8 protein-coding genes and 1 pseudogene are annotated in these 15,338 nt (G+C 53.4%); 6 read left to right on the forward strand and 3 right to left on the reverse strand.

The window, feature by feature from the left end; translation table 11 throughout:
• Positions 1 to 225 precede the first annotated feature (225 nt).
• The 4 genes from Q31a_RS08095 to Q31a_RS08110 all read left to right on the forward strand — a co-directional run bounded on the left by Q31a_RS08095 (position 226) and on the right by Q31a_RS08110 (position 7,048).
• On the forward strand, positions 226 to 2,925 hold the full coding sequence (locus tag Q31a_RS08095; protein ID WP_197356419.1) for a PVC-type heme-binding CxxCH protein: 2,700 nt from the start codon (positions 226 to 228) through the stop codon (positions 2,923 to 2,925).
• A gap of 136 nt (positions 2,926 to 3,061) precedes the next feature.
• Positions 3,062 to 5,014, forward strand: coding sequence for a plastocyanin/azurin family copper-binding protein (locus tag Q31a_RS08100; RefSeq protein WP_145076446.1), 1,953 nt, complete (start codon positions 3,062 to 3,064; stop codon positions 5,012 to 5,014).
• A gap of 127 nt (positions 5,015 to 5,141) precedes the next feature.
• Positions 5,142 to 6,164 carry a zinc-binding alcohol dehydrogenase family protein gene (locus Q31a_RS08105; RefSeq protein ID WP_145076449.1) on the forward strand — a complete coding sequence of 341 codons (1,023 nt, stop codon included), beginning with the start codon at positions 5,142 to 5,144 and terminating at the stop codon, positions 6,162 to 6,164.
• Between the two features lie 68 nt (positions 6,165 to 6,232).
• A complete protein-coding gene (locus Q31a_RS08110; RefSeq protein WP_145076451.1) occupies positions 6,233 to 7,048 on the forward strand; it encodes a sugar phosphate isomerase/epimerase family protein in 816 nt (271 codons plus the stop codon).
• A 129-nt stretch (positions 7,049 to 7,177) separates the two neighbouring features.
• On the opposite strand, the gene Q31a_RS08115 is transcribed toward Q31a_RS08110, so the two are convergent.
• The 3 genes from Q31a_RS08115 to Q31a_RS08125 form a co-directional block, all read right to left on the reverse strand.
• Entirely contained in the window at positions 7,178 to 8,578 is a 1,401-nt protein-coding gene (locus Q31a_RS08115; RefSeq protein WP_197356422.1) for a glycosyltransferase family 4 protein, read from the reverse strand.
• Between the two features lie 61 nt (positions 8,579 to 8,639).
• The gene (locus Q31a_RS08120; RefSeq protein ID WP_145076455.1) at positions 8,640 to 10,592 is read right to left on the reverse strand and encodes an ABC transporter ATP-binding protein; all 1,953 of its coding nucleotides are present in this window, start codon (positions 10,590 to 10,592) and stop codon (positions 8,640 to 8,642) included.
• Positions 10,593 to 10,660: 68 nt separating this feature from the next.
• The gene (locus Q31a_RS08125) at positions 10,661 to 12,358 is read right to left on the reverse strand and encodes a glycosyltransferase (protein WP_197356424.1); all 1,698 of its coding nucleotides are present in this window, start codon (positions 12,356 to 12,358) and stop codon (positions 10,661 to 10,663) included.
• A 352-nt stretch (positions 12,359 to 12,710) separates the two neighbouring features.
• Between Q31a_RS08125 and Q31a_RS08130 the strand changes: the two genes are divergently transcribed.
• Both Q31a_RS08130 and Q31a_RS31360 read left to right on the forward strand, forming a co-directional pair.
• Positions 12,711 to 13,844, forward strand: coding sequence for a DegT/DnrJ/EryC1/StrS family aminotransferase (locus tag Q31a_RS08130; protein WP_145076459.1), 1,134 nt, complete (start codon positions 12,711 to 12,713; stop codon positions 13,842 to 13,844).
• A gap of 162 nt (positions 13,845 to 14,006) precedes the next feature.
• Positions 14,007 to 15,330, forward strand: a pseudogene (locus Q31a_RS31360) (IS1380 family transposase).
• Positions 15,331 to 15,338: the final 8 nt, after the last annotated feature.

Below are 15,338 nucleotides of genomic sequence, written 5' to 3' on the forward strand. Positions count from 1 at the left end.
GAACTTGACCTTACTAAAAGCGAGGTCCCGATCCAATCTACTGATGTGGGGTGAGTCGATGGATGCCCTGTTGTGATTGGCTGCATCAGACACTGCAACGGGGAGACGACTTGTCACTTGATTAGAGAGTTGAGGGGGAATGGATGTTTCCCCGCACTTTCCCCTTTTCCCCAATCGGCTGCGCCAGCACCTCGCAGACTCTTTCCCCTAGGATGACCCACCCTCATGATACGGCATGCACACTTAGGACACTTTGGGATAGCAATGTTCGCTGTCTGGATGTCGCTTGCAAACTGCGAGGCGGCAACACTTGAGCTTGAACAGGGCGATCATATCTGTTTGGTTGGCAACGCGTTGGGCGAAGGCCTGCAGCATCACAACGCATGGGAAACGCTGCTGCATCACCAATTCCATGACAAGCAATTGACCGTTCGCAACCTCTGCTTTCCAGGGGACGAAGTGGTCACGCGAATACGATCGATGAACTTCGGAACTCCGGAGCAGCATCTCAAGCACAGCGGCGCATCGGTCATCCTATACTTCTTCGGCTTCAATGAATCTTTTGCAGGAGAAGCGGGACTAGCTCAGTTCAGTGAAGATCTGCGCGGCATGGTGGAAAACACGCTGGCCGAGGATTTCAGTGGGCGGGGGGCGCCTCGAATCGTGCTCGTTTCTCCCATAGCCTTCGAAAACACCGGGGACCGAAACCTGCCGACTGGTGAGTCGGAAAATGTGCAGCTAGCTGCCTATAGCCAAGCCATGGAACGAGTTGCCAAGGTTGCCGGAGTCGGTTTTGTAGACCTCTTCACCCCCACCAAGCAGCTCTTCGCGAACACTGACACTCGCCTTACGCTCAATGGAGTGCACCTGAACGATGCCGGCTACGAAGCTCTAGCTGACATTCTGATGGAGGGCCTGTTTCAAACCGGAAGTGGTGATCTTGCTGAGTTAAAATTGGAAAGGCTCCAAGCGGAAATCGATGACAAAAACTTTCACTGGTGGCATCGCTACCGCGCCGTCAACGGGTATTCCATCTATGGTGCCCGCGGTTCTGCTGGGAATGATGGAACCTACAACAACACCGATGTAATGGAACGCGAGCGTGCCATCTTGGACCAGATGACTGCCATCCGCGACCAACGTATTTGGGCATTGGCGAGTGGAGAAACGGTCTCCGAACATGCCGATGACTCCCAGACTCTACCTTTTATTGAGCCGCGGACCAACGTCGGAGGACCTGACGACAAGCAGGCCAAGGCTGGAAAGCTCGGCACACTGGACTACCTGAACGCCGCCGAGCAACAAAAGTTGTTTAAGCTAGCCGATGGCTACCAAATTCAACTTGTCGCTTCCGAAGAGCAATTTCCCGAACTGGCCAATCCCGTCGCGCTCGATTTTGACAATCAGGGGCGTCTGTGGGTTGCCACGATGGAGTCGTATCCCCACTGGAAACCGAAGTCCGTCCTCAACGACAAACTCCTAATTTTGGAAGACAATAATCAGGATGGGACCGCCGATGTGTGCAAGGTCTTTGCTGATGGGCTGCACCAACCGACCGGTTTTGAGATCGGGCGCGGCGGGGTGTTTGTTGCCCAACAACCCGACATCTTGTTCCTGCAAGACACCGATGGTGACGACCAAGAAGATACCCGCGTGCGGAGACTCGTCGGCTTTGATACGGCCGATTCTCACCATGGTATCTCTGCCTTTACCTGGGGGCCTGGCGGTAATCTGTACTTCAACGAGGGAACGTTCAAGTTCTCACAAGTTGAAAGCCCCTATGGTCTGACACGCTTGGCCGAAGCTGGAGTTTGGAAGTACGATCCACGGACCGAGAAGTTCGGAGTTCACTCGTCAGTGGCTTTTGCCAATCCTTGGGGACACGTATTCGACCGCTGGGGGCAAGACTTCATCGCCGACGCCTCACCGGGGTTCAGCTACTGGGCGGCTCCCATTTCCGGGCATATTGAGTATCCAGCTAAGCACCCTGGCGGTTCGCAGCATCGACGCGTGGCCGAATGGACTGGCGGAGACCCCAAGTTTAGCTTAACCACTTTCTACCCTAAACGCACACGCCCTTCGGCGGGAGCGGAACTCGTCTCAAGCAGTCATTTCCCACCCGATGTGCAAGGCAATTTCTTGCTTACCAATTGCATCGGTGATCGAGCCGTCCTGAGTCACAAAGTCTTTGACGACGGCTCTGCGATCAAGGGAGAAGAAGTCTCGCCGCTGGTCTATTGCGAAGATGGTAACTTTCGACCGGTCGATGTTCAATTCGCTCCCGATGGCTCTCTGTATATCGTCGATTGGCACAATGCCCTGATCGGCCACTTGCAGCACAACCTTCGCGATCCCAATCGAGATCACAGCCACGGCCGCATCTGGCGGGTTACCTACACCGGTCGTCCACTTGTGGAAGTTCCGCAAATCGAAGGTGCCCCAATTGCCAGCTTGCTCGAAGGACTCAAGACTTACGAAGACCGCATTCGCTACAATGTTCGCCGAGAATTGGCAAACCGCGATAGCGATGAAGTCGTGGCAGCCACCTCCAAGTGGATCGCTGGACTTGATCCCCAAGAGGCTGAGTATGAGCACCATCTGCTGGAGGCACTGTGGGCTTTCCAAACTCAAAATGTTGTGAATGTCGAACTGCTGAATAAACTGCTCAATGCGGAAGACTTCCGAGCTCGGGCCGCAGCGGTACGCGTTCTATCTTTCTGGCTCGATCAAGTTGACAACCCGCTCGAATTGCTACGGGCACGCGTCGCAGATGCCAATCCACGCGTTCGCTTGGAAGCGGTACGGGCGCTGAGCTTTCTGCAAGGGGACGAGGCCATCGAAGTTGCTCTGGATGTACTCAGCTACGACATGGATGAATTCCTGCAGTACACGCTCGACGAGACCATGCGAGTCCTGGAGCAGTAGGTCAGTCTCTGGTTGATTTCTGAAGATGGGAATACTAGCGAGTGGAGGTTTCTGTGAGAGCAGGCCTCGACTCGCTTTGGGATCGATGTTCCCTCCCCATGCTATCTTCCTGTAACGAAGTATTCCGAAAGTTGTGATGAAGAACCTCGTCCATTTAATTTGCGTCATTGGGCTCCTCTTTTGCTTAAGCACCTCAGTCTGGGCACAGCACGATCACGGACACGCGGGAACCGAGGCGGTTGAGGTCCCCAAAGTCTTTCTGGACAAGTCCCCGCGCATCGTCGAGTATCAATTGAAGCGGTTGAGCAATGCTCAGCTATTGTTGATTGAAACGCAGACGGACGATGGTAAATATGCTCCCGTCTATTCAGCCATCCTGTCGCGTGAAGGGATGTCTCCGGCCGATCGCGAGCAAGCATTGGCCGGTTTGGTCGCCATCAACCAAACAACTTCCATTACCGAGCTTGTGAAGGTTTTGTTGGCAGTGCCTGCCAACAACGAGGCTGGCGGACGCATCATCAAGGGAATCGCCAAGATTCTGTTTGAACAACCCGCCAGCGATTTGGCACAAGAGTCCGACGTGATTGGTCAATTAACCGACAGCCCTAATCCGTTGCTGCCACCGATTGGCTACGCGGCGATGATTCTGGGGGCGGATCAGAGGCTTCCATCCGATTCCCCTGGGACTGCTACGCCGCCGGCTGCTTGGGAATATGCTCTCTCCCGAGAGCAAGTGATTCCCTGGCTTAAGAGTATCGCGTTGGTGCCAAATGGCGACTTGCGTTTGCCGATGCATGAACAAGTCATGCAGTTGACGGACGTTTCTCAGCCCATCGAGGTCCGTTTGGCTGCGGTAACGGCTTTGTCGGCTATCGCGATTCAACAAGAAAATACATTCGCTTCCGTTGCAGACCTCGTTGTGATTCCAGAACTGCAAGATGCAGCGATTCGGACGCTTCTGTCGGTTCCCCGAGAGCATCGAGCGGCGGGAACCAGTCTGCAGTTGATCGAATGGTTGGTGGACCATGCCGAGCAAACCCCACCTGCCGATCGTACGGGAACCGCTTTCTTGGACGCGCTGGAGTTGGTCGACCAATTGCTAGGGCAAGTCCCTACCGCATCGGCTAAGCCATTTCGCGAGCGGCTGCGAGAAACGGTGGTGCGAGTTGTGCGCATCCATACCGTCGAAGAGGAGATGCGATATGACATAGAGTACTTTGCGGTTGAGGCAGGGCGGCCGGTCCAATTGGTGCTGATCAATGAAGATTTGATGCCGCACAACGTGGTCATTACCGCTCCAGGGGCACTCAAGGAAGTCGCCGATGCCGCCCTCTTGGCTGGTCCCGATGGCGGTCGCGATGGGAAGCAATACGTGCCGGACCGTCCTGATGTGCTGTTTGCCACCAACATGGTTGGCGCACGAGAGTCGGAGCGTTTGACGTTCACCGCGCCGGAAGTGCCTGGGGAATATCCCTTTGTGTGTACGTTTCCCAACCACTGGATGCGGATGTACGGAGTCATGGTGGTCGTCGCAGACCTTGATGCTTGGCAGAGAGATCCAGTCGTCCCCAAAGATCCTATCGGAAGTAACCGCTCGTTTGTCCAAAGCTGGAAAATGAGTGATTTCAACGACTCGCTGGCCAAGGGGCTGGAGGGGCGTTCGCCCGCCATCGGTGAACGCTTGTTTGTGGAAGCGACCTGCGCATTGTGCCACAAAGCTGGCGGACATACCGTCGGAAATGTGGGACCAGAGCTCAACCAGTTGTTTGCGAAATGGAAGGGTGACAGTCGCGCGATCTTGCAAGAGATTATCGACCCCTCCCACCGCATTGATGAGAACTATGCCGTCCACCAAATTCTGACGATCGATGGTGACGCGCTCTCGGGCTTGATCGTGCAGTCGGACAAGGACACCATCTCCATCCTGCAAAATCCGGATGCCAAAGAACCTACCGTGATCAATCGCGATGATATCGATGAAATGGTCAAAACCTCGGTATCAATGATGCCGAAAAGCTTGCTGGATCGATTTAGTCGCGACGAGGTCTACGAGATTATGGCGTATCTGAAGAGCATCCAAGTTCCTTAGGTTTGCTGCCAGGCCGAGTCCTCTATGATGCACCTGGGCCGAAACCTCCCAGCGGTTTGCCTCAGCCCGCTGCACCCAATCCCTTCTTCTCCACATGAACCTTCGTTTGCAGAATTGAGATCCCAGAATGAGAGCCATTCGACTAGAAGAACCCAAGCGATTTGTGAAAGTGGAAATTGACGCACCTAGCTCACCAGGTGCTGGTCAGGTCTTGGTGAAAACGCATCGAATGGGAATCTGTGGAACCGACTACAGCGGCTATCTTGGGAAAATGCCCTTCTTCTCCTATCCACGGATTCCTGGCCATGAATTGGGTGTCGAGGTGCTCGAGGTTGGGCCGGGGGTAACGAATGTGCAACCGGGGCAGCGATGCAGTGTGGAACCCTACATGAACTGTGGTGAGTGCTTTGCCTGCCGCAAAGGGAACGGCAATTGTTGCCAGTCTTTAAATGTGATTGGCGTGATGGTTGATGGAGGACTCTGCGAACAATTTTTGATTCGCGCGGACAAGCTCCATCCCTCCCAGACGCTCTCCTATGAGCAACTTGCCTTGGTAGAAACTCTGGCGATCGGATGCCATGCCTGTGACCGAGGAGCACCGCAAGCGGGCGATCATGTGCTGGTGATCGGTGCGGGGCCTATCGGTCTCGCGACGCTTGAATTCACGCGACTGACGGGAGCCACGATCACCGTCATGGACATGGTCGAATCGCGTCTTGAGTTCTGTAAGCAAACCTACGGAGTCGCGCACACCATTCACTTTAAAGGGGATGGCAGCGAGCTCGAGCAGATGAACAAGATCACCGGTGGCGACAAGTACTTTGTGGTTACCGATGCGACGGGCAATAAGCATTCCATGGCGGGTGCGATGAATTTCGTAGCCCATACTGGTTCGTTGGTCTACGTTGGGATCACCACCGAAGAGATCTGTTTTAAGCATCCCGTGCTTCACAAGCCAGAAATGACGTTGAAAGGCTCCCGCAACGCGCTACCCTCCGACTTCACCAGGATTATTGGACTGATCGAAGATGGAACCATTAACACCACTCCGTGGATCACCCATCGCACCAGCTTTGACGATGTGATTGGTGAATTTGAGACTTTTACGAAACCGGAATCTGGCGTCATCAAGGCTGTGATTGAGCTGTAGGATTCCACAGTTTTCCGCCGCTATGCACCGCCCCTTCTGCTCACTTCAAAAACATCGATGGAATACGCATGATCAAATCAGCTATCACAGTTAGCCTCGTTGAAGAGGCCCGCGGTGGTCCCTTTGTCTTTTGGAACGGTCTACAAGATGCTTTTGAGCAAGCTGCCAAGCATGGATTTGACGCTGTTGAGGTTTTCGCGCCGGGGCCTGATGCCGTTGATCCGCAAGAGCTGAAGCAACTCTGCGACACCCATCAACTGTCGGTCGCAGCCGTAGGGACCGGGGCGGGGATGGTCAAACTCGGGCTGAGTTTAACCGATCCAGATGCCGGGAAGCGAAAGGCGGCCCGCGAGTTCGTCAAGCAAATGATTGACTTCGGAGGGCAGTTTGCCGCGCCGGCGATTATCGGATCCATGCAAGGTCGCTGGGGAGGCTCGCTCTCACGCGATGCCGCCTTGGAGATGCTGAAGGAAGCTCTCGAGGAACTCGGCCAACACGCACTGCACAGCCAGGTTCCATTGATATACGAACCACTGAATCGCTATGAGACAAATCTGATTAAGACGATGGCGGATGGGGTGCAGTATCTAGAATCGCTCAGCACTCAGAACGTCAGGCTGCTGGCCGACCTGTTTCACATGAACATCGAAGAGTCCGACATCGCTGACGCAATTCGCACCGGAGGCAAGCACATCGGGCATGTGCACTTCGTCGATTCCAATCGACAAGCGACCGGGTTGGGGCATATGGATTATGCACCGATCGCGGCTGCTCTGAAGGAGATCGGGTACGCGGGCTATGCGTCAGCCGAGTCGCTTCCCATTCCCGATTCGGAGACCGCGGCAGCCAAAACGATCGCCGCCTTCAACAAGTATTTGCGCTAGTGTATTAGCGATCATGCGGCTGGCGGCGCCTATTCTGCCGACAGCAAGCTCGTCGACATCTAGGATACCCGACTCGGTGAAACCGGAAAGCGGTTCTGGAGGGAGGCACCAAAATCTAGGCAACCAAGTCTAGGCGGCGATGGCCGACTTGCGGGGGCCGCGATAGCGTTGCGTGAAGGCTTCTAAGCAGTGGTCGCAGAGTTCGCGACTGCTTTGCTCCCAAGTGGTAGGAACACGCACGGGCAACTCTGGGGAAGGGCAAGCGATCAGGGCTTGTTCCCAGTCTTGGATCGCTTCAACGAGTGCTGCGGGATTCGACAGACCGAAATACGTGCAGTCGTTGCGACCGACCTCCCGGTGGATAGGGGTATCGCTGACGAACGTCTTCTTGCCGAACCACAAGGCTTCAACGATGGGGAGGCCAAATCCCTCGACGAGCGACGGAAAGACGACCCCTCGGGCATTGCGGTAGCAAAATTGAAGTTCGCAATCGCTGAGATCGTCCAGCAGATACAGCCGCTTGCCAAGTTCAGGATGGGAGCGAACTCTTGCAACCACATCATCACATCTCGAGCCGATACGCCCGACGAGGCAGAGTCGCACGTCTTCACCTTGTCCCCACAGTCGATCGAAAGCATTGAGGAGGTAAGTATGGTTTTTGCGTGGATCGAATGTGGAAACCGTTAGATAGGGCCGCTTTTCAGTCTCAGAAAACAGCTCCGTAACGTGGCTTCGGGTCTCGCCTCGTACATCCTCGAGTTCGGCCCCTAATTGAAACGATCGAATGTCGTTGCAGAATTCGCTCGACTGCGGTGCGAGCGTTGGCAGGAATTCGCGGACTTGGTCACGCACTGTATCGGAGATGGCCAGCAGCAGATCTGAGTTCAAAGCTGCCTTAGTTAGGTAATCCAGGAAAGCATCACGCCGCTTGATGCCCACGAACTCTGGATGCGTCAACGGAATCAGATCGTAGAGCACCGTGGCCACGCAGGCGCCCGCTTGACGAGCAATTTCCGCTGCGGGCCAGACGCTACTACGCAAGCGATTGATCCAATAGGCGTCCGGCAAAATGATCAGATCTTCCTTTCCTAAATCGATCGGAAGATTGCGGCTTGCCAAGCCCTTTCGGATTTTGGCTGCTCGCAGGCTGTGAGGCAATTTGAAGATTCCCAGATGTCCTGCTTGCGGTAGCAGCCACTTCCGCAGCACCCGCAAACGCGTGACGGTGCACACGGCTTGAGCCGCGGACCGATAGGCGCCGGACGTGTTGGACAGAACATTTTGATGCGACTCACGCAAATGCTGGTAGCTGGAGGTGAACTCATCATCCACAGCATAGAACTTGCCATCCTGGTTGACCACCAAAATGGGGTCCGGGATTTCCCCTTCTTGCCCGAGGCTGCGGAGCTCTCGCGACAAGTTGCGAACAACCCGTTCGATACCGGAGCTCTTACTGGAGCTGAGGGTATAGGTCGCATCGATGAATACCCGTTTGGGCAATGCTTTTCCAGGTCTTGTTAGCTGTTTCACGCTTGTTGGCTCCAGTCAATTGCTTCTACTGCTCGAAACGGAACGAGCCATTCTTCTGTTATCATGCCGCGTTGCGTGACAGATGGGGGCGTGGCACTAAACGGCCTTCGGCGACTTCGTAGACTTCATCCGCGAGTTCAAGTAGTTTTTCTCGGTGCGTGATAATGATCATGGTGCGTTCACCGCGATGCTCGGACAGCGATTCACGAATCAGTTGCTCACTCTTCATATCAATCTGACTTGTGGCTTCATCCAAAATCAAGATCTCAGGGTTGCACAGTAGGGCCCGCGCGAGCGCGATGCGTTGCCGTTGCCCACCGCTAAGACGATTGCCGTTTTGTCCCACGACTGTTTCGTAGCCTTCGGGGAGGACCGTCGAAATGAATTCGTGAGCATGGGCTTGCCTTGCCGCGCGTTCGACTTCTTCGTCGGTGGCGTGGGGATTACCGTAGCGGATATTGTAAGCCACGGACTTGTTGAACAACTCCGTATGCTGTGTGACAAGGGCCGAACGCTTCCGCACGTCGTCCACCAGCATGTCACGGAAATCGACGCCGTCTAGTTCTACGACACCTTCGACCGGGTCGTAGAATCTGCTCAATAGATGAATGAGCGTTGACTTGCCGCTACCATTATGCCCGACGATAGCCACCGTGGATCCGAAAGGAATGTTGAGTGATACATGGTGAATGATCGGTTGGTCGGGTGTGTAGCCAAACGAAATGTCTTTGAAACTCAGCATCTTGTGAGGCGAAGTAACGCTCTGGGGAGTTTCGGGATCACGAATACTCTCGACTTGATCTAGCAGGGGATAGAGAGCATCTGCCGCCATGCTACCAGCGTAGATTGACGAATAGATTGCTGACATTTTCCGTAGTGGATCGCTGGCTGCAACCAGCATACCGAAGAAGACTAGCAAAGCAGATACACTAAGCTGTTCTTCACATATCTGAATTCCCAACAAAGAGGTCTCCTTGTTGAGCACGAGGTAAGCACCGCCAATAATAGTCGTCCCCAGCATCCCCAATCCTAAAAACTCAATCACCGGTTTCGAAAGCGAAGTGAAGAAAATAAACTTCAAACTTACATTTCGCATTGCCATGGTGACCCGCCCGAATCGTTCCTTTTCGTGTTCTTCTTGACGAAAGGATTGGACCGTGTGGATATTTCCAATGGACTCAAGCATCACCGAATGAAATCCATCGGCTTCGGCAAGCACACCTTTGGCAATACTCTTCAAACGTTTAGTGATCCAAAAGAGCATGCCTCCTACCAGGGGAGCAATCACGACGCTCATCAATAGCAATCGCCAACAAATAAGACTAGCACCGAGCAAGCAGGACGCGAGTTTCATGGGCTCGCGAACGGCAGCACCAAACGTATTCATTAAGCCATTCGAAAGCATTTCGGTGGTGTGCGTAATATTGGCGGTAAAGCCGCTTGTTCCGTGTTTGGCAAACTCGGCTCGCCCCATCCCCATTGCTTTGGCAAAGATATTCTGGCGAATATTGCGAGAGATATTGAGTGCCACCCGGCCAACGAGGACTTCGTTGGTGATTAGCAACACGTTCTTGACCAAGGTCGATAGGATCAAGACTCCCACGATGGCTGCGATTGTGCTGAAGGGGTCGCTCGGAACAAATCGTTTGACCCAGGGATCAAGCTTTTGACAACTCAGGAACTTGGCCTCGTGAGCCACCAACTCAGAGCGCAGACCACTCAATGCAGTCGAGGCGGCAGTGAAGCTGGCCGAATCTTCGGGGAGAGCCGTGAGGGCCAATTCCTGTTGTTCAATACTTGCTTTGGTGGACTCAACACGTTCTCGTGCTTCTTCCGTTTCCTCATCCATCCACATGTGGACAGATTTACCGTTGATGGTCACTTCAAGGATTGGAAAGAAGGCGCCTACGTTAGCGCCCCAAAGTGCAGCGATTGCAAAGGAACAGATGCTAGCCAGAACGAGCGTTTTCCAATATCGGAGCGCTTCTTTAGTTGCTCGTCGAAAGTTATGCATGTGCTAGAACCAAACTAAATAGAACAAAAACTGTAGGGATTGGATTTAAGGCAAGGCCGACAGGACAATCAAGCTGCATTGGCGGGGATGGTAGGAATCTTTGATGGAGGGCTTGATGCATATTCGTAGACTCCCGCTGCGTACTCTTCCCAGCTTGTCCAGGAAGCGTTCTTCGCTTCATCCGATAACTTCAATAACGCATCTCGATCCGTGAGTAAATGTTGGATTGATTCCGTCATGTGCTCTATGGAGTCGGGATCGACCAAAATGCACCCGCCGAGCTGGTCGGCCACCTCTTTCATGCTCCCTCGATTGCTCGTGATGCACGGCACTCCACGAACCACCGATTCGACGATGGGAAGGCCAAAACCTTCTTCGAGCGAGCAGTACATCGTGAATGCTGCCTTCTGGTAGTGCTCTTCCAACTCGATTTCCCCCACCGACCGCAGCAGTTTCAATTTGAAACCACGAGATTGGAAACAGCGTAACTCGTTCAAAAAATCATTGCTCAGCCAACCAGCGTTGCCAATGAAAACGCCTTCGAATTGGCTGCCATTCTTCTGTGCTGCCACCATTGCTTGCAGAATGCGGCGGTGATTCTTTCGGACTTCAATCGTGCCCACGCAAAGTACGGTAGGTAACTCGTCTGCGGAATTAGCTCTGCTTTCGATAGCCGGTGGGTTAGTCGCGACTCGTCTGGGAGCAAAATTACCGCCTAGATAGTGCGTGTCTAGCGTGGCTGGAGGCTTGCTTCGAGCCACCAATCGCATGTAGTCTCTGACATGCTGCTCCACAGCATTGCTAATACATGAAATTTGATCCACCCAACGAAATAACGACAAATATCGCACGTAGCCTTCACTGGAGGTGAAATATTCAGGGCAACGGATGGGAAGCATGTCAAACACGATGAGCGTCGAATGGACTCTAGCGTGGACTAGAAATGGCAGTATTGCGTCCAGGTAATTTCGCTCCGTCTGCAATTCTGGAAGCAGTAGTGCATTTTCCCATACGAATAGGGCGGAGGTGGTTGCTGGAACACTCGAAGTTTCGAGACCAAGAGCAATTTGCGGCTTCTGCTTCCTGAGGGACAGAACTCGTTCCTGAGCTTTCCGGGTAAGTTTTCGAAGCCTACGACCAGCCAATTTAGAAAACCGTTTCGTGCAGCCACTGGCAAACTTGGCGAACGGATTCATGTCTGCCCTATTTTGCGTTCCCCAATCAGTCATCCGTTTTGCGGAAGTCTCTTCGACAGCCCGATAGATTTTCCGATCAGTATCGAATTCGATCAACCGGTGCGATAGGCTTTGGAGCGCGAGTTGGTGGGTGAGACTGCGTACGACTCGTTGAATTCCACTGTTGTAGTTCAAGCGAAGCGTATCGGTTACATCGACGAGCAATACCTTGGACGGCGTCGGCTCGAAGGCCGTCGAACGCTGCCTCCCTGATTGAAACTCTTTGGAGTTGAGGAAGAACGCTGCTATCCGATCGCTTGTTTCATGGGAGAGTCGAAAGACACTTTGATCGATTTCCGAAGTTGTGGGCAATCTCGCTAAGAACAATTGGTGCAACACAAAGAACATCTGCTCGCGAGAGGCACAACTGTGTTTCAGGTCTTTGACGAGAGCGTTATAGCGATCGGGAGTGTTGACAACTGGCAATGCTAGCTTCTGGCACACAACGTTGTATCGTTGCTCCAAGCAGGTTTGGGGAATCGGAAATTCTCGAAGAAGTCCTTTATGATCTAAATTGCTAGCAATTTGCATGCACTTAACTCCCGATCTCCGATTTGTGTTCACGGTGGACCTCCTCTGATTCCACCTCTGACGGGGCGTTAAATACAGCAATAGGCTCCATTGAGTCAAGAGCAGTGGACAGCTTGGGTAGGAAGCAGGGTAGGTTACTGTTCCGTGGTTCGCAGGGCCAAGGCAGGGCGAGTGGGAGGCACGGGAACTTCAACTGCATCTCGCTTGCAACGGATAGAAAACATTGCTAGTGTGCTGTGCAGTTTCCATGCCTCAATTGTAGAAGTGGTCAACTTTGCTTGGTCTGTCAGGCATCATCGACAAATCCAATGGCGGCACCACAAACACACGTTTTCGCAGAGCCCGACCCATTATGTGGAAAATACCTATTGCCAAAGTTGACATTTCAGGCAGTGAAGAAGAACTTGTAGCCGCTGCATTGAAGAGCACTTGGATTTCGTCCTATGGAGAGTTCGTGGACCAATTCGAGAGCAGGTTTGCAGAGATGTGCAACACTCGATACGCACTGAGTTGCACGAATGGAACCGTGGCTTTGCACTTGGCATTGATGGGGATGGGACTCCAACCGGGGGACGAAGTGATCGTTCCATCGATGACCTATATCGCCACAGCCAATGCCGTTCGTTACTGCGGAGCAACGCCTGTCTTTGTCGATGTTGATCCCAATAATTGGTGCTTGAGTCCCGATGCTTTCGAGGCTGCCATTACTCCCAAGACTCGCGGTGTAATTCCAGTTCATTTGCTGGGGCATCCGGCCGACATGGATCGCATTAACGAGATTGCTGCCATCCATGGCTTGTGGGTGGTCGAGGATGCTGCTGAGGCTCCCTTTGCGCTCTACAAAGGGAGGGAGGTTGGGAGCCTCGCCGATGCAGCGACTTTTTCCTTTTTTGGCAACAAAGTATTCACCTCCGGAGAAGGCGGAGCAGTGACGTTCAACCAAGAGCAATTGCACACGCGGCTCAAGGTTTTGCGAGGACAGGGAATGGATCCGAAGCGTCGGTACTATTTTCCTGTCGTTGGATACAATTACAGGATGACCAACATTGCCTGCGCGATCTTGTGTGGTCAACTTGATCGTAAGGAGTCGATACTTCAAGCCCGTCGAGAGATCTACGAGCAGTACGATGAACAACTCTTGCCGATCCCTGGAATACGCCAGCAGCCAGCGGCGAGTTGGGCCACTCCCAGCCCTTGGATGTACAGCGTTGTAATCGAACCAGAAGTTTTTGGTTTCACACGTGATGAGGTGATTGCATATTTAGCTGAAGCGGGCATCGACTCGCGTCCGTTTTTTGTCCCCATACATCATCTTCCCCCCTACCGCCAGTGCCCTGTCCGAGGTCCGATGCTTCACACTGACGACTTGGGGGAAAATGGCATCATGCTGCCAACTTACAACACTCTAGGGAAGGCCGAAATCGAAGAAGTTGTCGGCTGCATACGAGACATGCGATCCAAACGCGCATTGCGACTAGTGGCCTAGCCGTCGGCGCGCATTGCAATGGGGACGCAACTCGGTCTAGCCCGGATATTTCATCGGTAGATATGAGAAAATCCTTTTGTCTTGTAAAAAGTAAAGTGCTAACAAACACTCTTTACAGCGACGAAAAGGCTTTCCCAAGTGACAGAGTGTAACACCAATACGATGGAATTTACAGCCACTGGTCGACGTAAACTTGTGGCCGACTTTGCGGGCGGGCGTCTGACCAGCGATGCTGGCGTTTTACTGCTTCGTGAGATGAACCGACAACTGGGTTTGCTCGACGCGATCGATGCTGCGATTCCAGATCCTCGAGAACCGTCGTCTATCGTTCACTCGCAGCGAACGATGTTAGCTCAGCGGATTTTCTCGATCGCCTTGGGCTACGAAGACTTGAACGACCAGCATACGATGCGGATCGACCCAGCCCTCCAGGTAGCAGCCGGCGTAGCGCCCGAGGAGGCCCAGGCGATGGCTTCGCCTCCCACGCTCTGTCGCCTGGAGAACCGCATCACGCGTCAGACCAACGTCGGGCTGTCGAAGATATTAGTCGATCAATTTATTGCTCCTCACAAGACGCCGCCTGAGGAGATCGTTCTCGACTTTGACGCAACCGACGACCCGGTTCACGGTACGCAAGTCGGGCGTTTCTTTCACGGCTATTACAGGTGCTACTGCTTCTTGCCTTTGTATGTTTTCTGCGGTGACCAACCGTTAGACGCCTACCTCCGGCCGAGCAAGATTGACGGAGCGAAGCACGCACGTGCTATTCTCAAGTTGCTCGTTAGGTATCTTCGCAAGCACTGGCCGGAAGTGAAGGTCACGCTGCGCGGCGACGGCGGGTTCGCTCGTTGGTGGTTGATGCGCTGGTGCGATAAAAAACCAAGTCTTTTACGTGCTTGGACTGCCTAGGAACTTGCGACTGAGCGAGTTAGCGGATGGATGGGGTACTCAGGCGGCCAATCAGTTCGATCAATCTTGCACCGAAGCTAGCTGTGAGAAACAACGCGTGTTTGGCGAGTTCCAGTACACGGCTGGAACGTGGGACCGTGAGCGTCGTGTCATTGTCAGAGCCGAGTACTTGCCGGCTGGTCCTAACACGCGTTTCATTGTTACGAATTTTCCTGGTGAACCTCAGGAGCTTTACGATCAACTGTACGTGATTCGTGGCGACATGGAAAATCGTATCAAAGAGCAACAGCTGATGCTGTTCGCCGATTGCACCAGCTGTCACGACTTCCAAGCAAATCAGTTCCGACTGTTGCTTTCGACATTCGCCTATGTCTTAGTGGAGGCCCTGCGCCGCGACCAATTATCGGGAACGGAGCTTGCGAAAGCTCAAGCTGACACCATTCGCGTCAGGCTACTCAAACTAGCAGCTCGCGTTCGCACTTCCGTACGAGGCTTTGTGTTTCACTTCGCAAGCAGATTTCCCAGGCAAGAAATCTTCCGCACCCTTGCCACCAATCTTCTCCTCGATACCGGCTAGGAAATACT

It is taken from the genome of Aureliella helgolandensis, assembly GCF_007752135.1.
Lineage (GTDB): Bacteria > Planctomycetota > Planctomycetia > Pirellulales > Pirellulaceae > Aureliella > Aureliella helgolandensis.

Excerpts from the sequence above, each read along its gene's own strand:
- Q31a_RS08110 (WP_145076451.1), top strand. The coding sequence starts at position 6,233 with ATGATCAAATCAGCTATCACAGTTAGCCTCGTTGAAGAGGCCCGCGGT.
- Q31a_RS08100 (WP_145076446.1), top strand. The coding sequence starts at position 3,062 with ATGAAGAACCTCGTCCATTTAATTTGCGTCATTGGGCTCCTCTTTTGC.
- Q31a_RS08105 (WP_145076449.1), top strand. The coding sequence starts at position 5,142 with ATGAGAGCCATTCGACTAGAAGAACCCAAGCGATTTGTGAAAGTGGAA.
- Q31a_RS08125 (WP_197356424.1), bottom strand. The coding sequence starts at position 12,358 with ATGCAAATTGCTAGCAATTTAGATCATAAAGGACTTCTTCGAGAATTT.
- Q31a_RS08130 (WP_145076459.1), top strand. The coding sequence starts at position 12,711 with ATGTGGAAAATACCTATTGCCAAAGTTGACATTTCAGGCAGTGAAGAA.
- Q31a_RS08095 (WP_197356419.1), top strand. The coding sequence starts at position 226 with ATGATACGGCATGCACACTTAGGACACTTTGGGATAGCAATGTTCGCT.
- Q31a_RS08120 (WP_145076455.1), bottom strand. The coding sequence starts at position 10,592 with ATGCATAACTTTCGACGAGCAACTAAAGAAGCGCTCCGATATTGGAAA.